Annotated in this window: 4 protein-coding genes and 1 riboswitch; all 4 genes read left to right on the plus strand. The window is 44.0% G+C overall.

Features of this window, described 5'->3' with window-relative positions; genetic code table 11:
* Nucleotides 1–524: 524 nt before the first annotated feature.
* The gene (locus BUC01_RS24710; RefSeq protein ID WP_025836023.1) at nt 525–1,214 is read left to right on the plus strand and encodes a two-component system response regulator PhoB; all 690 of its coding nucleotides are present in this window, start codon (nt 525–527) and stop codon (nt 1,212–1,214) included.
* Nucleotides 1,189–2,973 (plus strand): two-component system sensor histidine kinase PhoR, encoded by a 1,785-nt coding sequence (locus BUC01_RS24715; protein WP_025836021.1) that lies wholly within the window; start codon nt 1,189–1,191, stop codon nt 2,971–2,973. Before BUC01_RS24710 ends, BUC01_RS24715 begins: the two co-directional genes overlap by 26 nt.
* Before the next feature lie 85 nt (nt 2,974–3,058).
* A riboswitch (cobalamin riboswitch) is annotated at nt 3,059–3,264 on the plus strand.
* 229 nt (nt 3,265–3,493) lie between these two features.
* Nucleotides 3,494–3,793, plus strand: coding sequence for a GNAT family N-acetyltransferase (locus tag BUC01_RS24720; RefSeq protein WP_025836017.1), 300 nt, complete (start codon nt 3,494–3,496; stop codon nt 3,791–3,793).
* A gap of 78 nt (nt 3,794–3,871) precedes the next feature.
* Nucleotides 3,872–4,105, plus strand: coding sequence for a (4Fe-4S)-binding protein (locus tag BUC01_RS24725; RefSeq protein ID WP_009131255.1), 234 nt, complete (start codon nt 3,872–3,874; stop codon nt 4,103–4,105).
* Nucleotides 4,106–4,229 lie beyond the last annotated feature (124 nt).

Consider the following 4,229-nt stretch of genomic DNA (forward strand, 5'->3'; position numbering starts at 1 on the left):
ATTCGATCTGAATCGCTGTACAAGTTGTACTTCTTTTTTCCTTTTTCCATCTTTTTTAGTGGATTAAGAAGTGTCAACTTATTCAGTACACTACATTTTTCATTAGCCGTCGCAGGAAGAACAGATAAAAGTAACGGTGCGGCAACTTAGCAGCATCTTCTCCGCAAAACTCTGCGTTATTCTGTGGTGAATCACATTCGTAACAGTACAGTAATGAGTTTTCACCACAGAGTAACACAGAGTCTCACGGAGTTCTATTCTTTTGATTTCAAATTGATTAAACTCTGTGATACCCTGTGTTACTCTGTGGTGAATTAATTCATAACCCTACAGAAAGGGACCAAAGTACCTCCCCTCCCCACCAACAGCCTGTCACCGGCAAAAAGCTAAAATGTAATCGTATTGTAACACGTGTTTCATTTTCCCGTAACAAAATCACCCCATCTTTGTCGGCGAAAAGAAATAAAGTATAACTTTGTGGTAGGAGAATTTGTTTTGAATACCTCACTTTAATTAGAAAAGCAATGAACGATTATCGTATTTTAGTGGTGGACGATGAAGAAGACCTTTGCGAAATCCTGAAATTCAATCTTGAAAACGAAGGATACGAGGTGGATACGGCCAACTCCGCCGAAGAGGCATTGAAAAGGGATATCAGCAGTTACAACCTGCTGCTATTGGACGTGATGATGGGAGAAATCTCCGGCTTCAAAATGGCCAGCCTGCTGAAAAAAGACAAAAAAACCGCCCAGGTCCCCATTATCTTCATCACAGCCAAAGATACGGAGAATGACACTGTAACAGGATTCAATCTGGGTGCAGACGATTATATCTCCAAACCTTTCTCGCTGCGCGAAGTCATCGCCCGCGTCAAAGCCGTATTGCGCCGCACACAACAGGGAGAAACGGAACGTGAACCGGAACAGCTCACTTATCAATCATTAGTGGTAGACATCACCAAGAAGAAAGTAAGCATCGACGGCGAAGAAGCCCCGCTCACGAAAAAGGAATTTGAAATATTGTTCTTGCTCCTTCAGAACAAGGGACGCGTATTCTCACGAGAGGATATACTGGCCCGCATCTGGAGCGATGAAGTCTATGTGCTCGACCGCACGATTGATGTAAACATCACCCGTCTGCGTAAGAAAATAGGGATTTATGGAAAATGCATCGTAACCCGCTTAGGATATGGATACTGCTTCGAAGCTGAGTAATTCCCCGCACTTCCTGTCGTTCAGCCGGAAACTGTTCCTTTCGGTCATTTCGCTGTTCCTGGTATTTGCCGGATGCTTCCTCGCCTACCAATATCAACGCGAAAAGGAATATAAGGTAGACCTGCTGGACATACAACTGCAAGACTATAACGAACGGGTGCATCAGGAGCTTTCCCATACTCCGGACAGTTTATGGAACGAAGCATTGGGACAATATCTGAAAAAGTACATCACTCAAAACCTACGCGTCACCATAGTGAATGTGCATGGAGAAGTCCTGTTCGACAGTTATGAAAGCCAGGAACCGGGAAACCACATCGGCCGGCCGGAAGTGCAGAAAGCGCTGACCGAAGGAAAAGGATACGATGTACGACGCACTTCCGAAACCACAGGAGTACCTTACTTCTACTCCGCCACACTTTATGAGGACTATATCATACGCTCCGCACTCCCCTACGACCTGAACCTGATAAAGCATCTGGCAGCCGACCAGCACTACATCTGGTTCACCGCCATCGTGTCTCTGTTATTAATATTCATTTTCTACAAGTTCACCTCGAAGCTGGGAACCGCCATCACCCAATTGCGTGAGTTTGCCAAACGTGCCGACAAGAATGAACCCGTAGAGATAGACATACAATCCGCTTTCCCGCATAATGAATTGGGAGAAATCTCGCAGCACATCATCCAGATATACAAGCGTCTGCGCGAAACCAAAGAGGCGCTATATATTGAACGTGAGAAGCTGATTACCCATCTGCAAACTTCCCACGAGGGTTTGGGCGTATTCAATAAGGATAAGAAAGAGATACTGGTCAACAACCTGTTCACACAGTACAGCAATCTCATTTCGGACTCTAACCTGCAAGCCACAGAAGAGATATTCTCCATCAGCGAATTTCAGAAGATTAGGGATTTCATCAATAAATCTCCCAAACGTCCGGGCAAGGAAGAGAAACGTATGTCCATCAACATCAACAAGAATGGCCGTATGTTTATCGTGGAATGTATCATATTCCAGGATTTGAGTTTCGAAATCTCCATCAACGACGTCACCCAGGAAGAAGAGCAAATCCGGCTAAAACGGCAGCTGACGCAGAACATAGCGCACGAACTGAAAACCCCGGTCAGCAGCATACAGGGGTATCTGGAAACCATTGTCAACAATGAGAATATTTCCCGCGAAAAGATGCAGACTTTCCTGGAGAGGTGTTATGCACAAAGCAACCGTCTGAGCCGCCTGCTGCGTGACATTTCCGTATTGACGCGCATGGACGAAGCCGCCAACATGATTGATATGGAGAAAGTGAATATCAGCCTGCTGGTAGGCAGCATCGTGAACGAGGTGTCGCTGGAGCTGGAAGAAAAGCGCATCACCGTAGTCAACTCTCTGAAACCGAAAATACAGTTACGCGGAAACTATTCACTGCTATACTCCATCTTCCGCAATCTGATGGATAATGCCATCGCTTATGCGGGGACGGATATACATATCAATATCAGTTGTTTCCGCGAAGATGAGAATTTTTATTATTTCAGTTTTGCCGATACCGGTGTAGGTGTTCCGCAAGAGCACTTGAACCGCCTGTTCGAGCGTTTCTATCGTGTAGACAAAGGGCGTTCGCGCAAATTGGGCGGCACAGGACTGGGACTGGCCATTGTCAAGAACTCGGTTATCATTCACGGTGGCACCATCTCAGCCAAAAACAACCAGGGTGGCGGATTGGAATTCGTATTCACACTGGCCAAAGAAAAGTAATCAGCGGTTAGCGATAAGGGATCAGTGATTAGTGGAGGGGATTGAAAAATTAACCATCAATCTCTTATCACTAATCATTTTTTTACTTATCTTTGCGATGCATTGGTTTGCCGTCTTTGTTCGGAGTCGGCAATTAAAAGGGAATTAGGTGAAAGTCCTAAACAGTCCCGCTGCTGTAAGTTTCATGATATGTTGCAGGCAAAACACCAATAGCCACTGGAAGCCATGCTTCCGGGAAGGCGCCTGCCAACAGAAACAAGTCAGAAGACCTGCCATGCACTGTTTTATCATTGCTTTCGAGGAAAAAGCGTTGAGTCTAATGAACCGGGCAAGTCGTCCCATCATTTTATTCATCCACCCTGTTTCAGAGAAAGTAAAGTAACAATAAACTCTGCCAAGTTTATTTGAATGATGTCCGGCCGAAGGGATTTCGTCCGGACATTTTTTTTAAGTCTCTTCCCCAAAACAAATTCCGTAGTCCGCGTGTTATACATACAGTAAACAATTAATACGTACAATTATGGAAAAAGAATATGAGCTTATCGACAATGAGGAACGTCATCAATATGAGTTCCATGTCGAAAAATACACTCCCAGAATAGAGTATATCAAATCTAAAAATGGAGAAATCTACCTGACACATACTGAAGTTCCCCCTCAATTGGGCGGCAAGGGCATCGGCAGCCAGTTAGCAGAAAAAGCATTAAAAGATATTGAAAAACAAGGACTCCGATTGGTACCGCTATGCCCCTTCGTAGCCGGATACATTCACAAACATCCGGAATGGAAGAGAATCGTGTTAAGAGGAGTACACGTTTGAGCAATTGACAATTGAGAATTGACAATTGACAATTAAGAATGAAGAATCAAGAAGTGGTTACATTAAGAATGAATGATTATGAATATAAAAAAAGAATATACGAATGGTGAGTTGACCATCATCTGGCAACCCGGATTATGCCAACATGCAGGTATTTGTACCAAGACACTTCCGAATGTATATCATCCGAAAGAAAAACCCTGGATAACAATTGAGAACGCTACAACGGAAGAATTGATCGCCCAAATCAAGAAATGTCCATCCGGAGCACTCAGTTACAGAATGAATAACGAGAAAGAAGAAGATAAATAAAAACAGTAAGAGGATGTGTCACTTCAAACTGAAGTGACCCCCGAAAGTTGGACAAAAAACTTTCGGGGTTTATTTATGTCAAGACATCACACATTAGCAGAAAAGCAAGAAATCCTCCGTCTTC

Origin of the sequence: Bacteroides stercorirosoris (assembly GCF_900142015.1) — a bacterium.
GTDB lineage: Bacteria > Bacteroidota > Bacteroidia > Bacteroidales > Bacteroidaceae > Bacteroides > Bacteroides stercorirosoris.

Coding starts and splice junctions, on each gene's coding strand:
- BUC01_RS24710 (WP_025836023.1), top strand. CDS start 525: ATGAACGATTATCGTATTTTAGTGGTGGACGATGAAGAAGACCTTTGC.
- BUC01_RS24715 (WP_025836021.1), top strand. CDS start 1,189: ATGGATACTGCTTCGAAGCTGAGTAATTCCCCGCACTTCCTGTCGTTC.
- BUC01_RS24720 (WP_025836017.1), top strand. CDS start 3,494: ATGGAAAAAGAATATGAGCTTATCGACAATGAGGAACGTCATCAATAT.
- BUC01_RS24725 (WP_009131255.1), top strand. CDS start 3,872: ATGAATATAAAAAAAGAATATACGAATGGTGAGTTGACCATCATCTGG.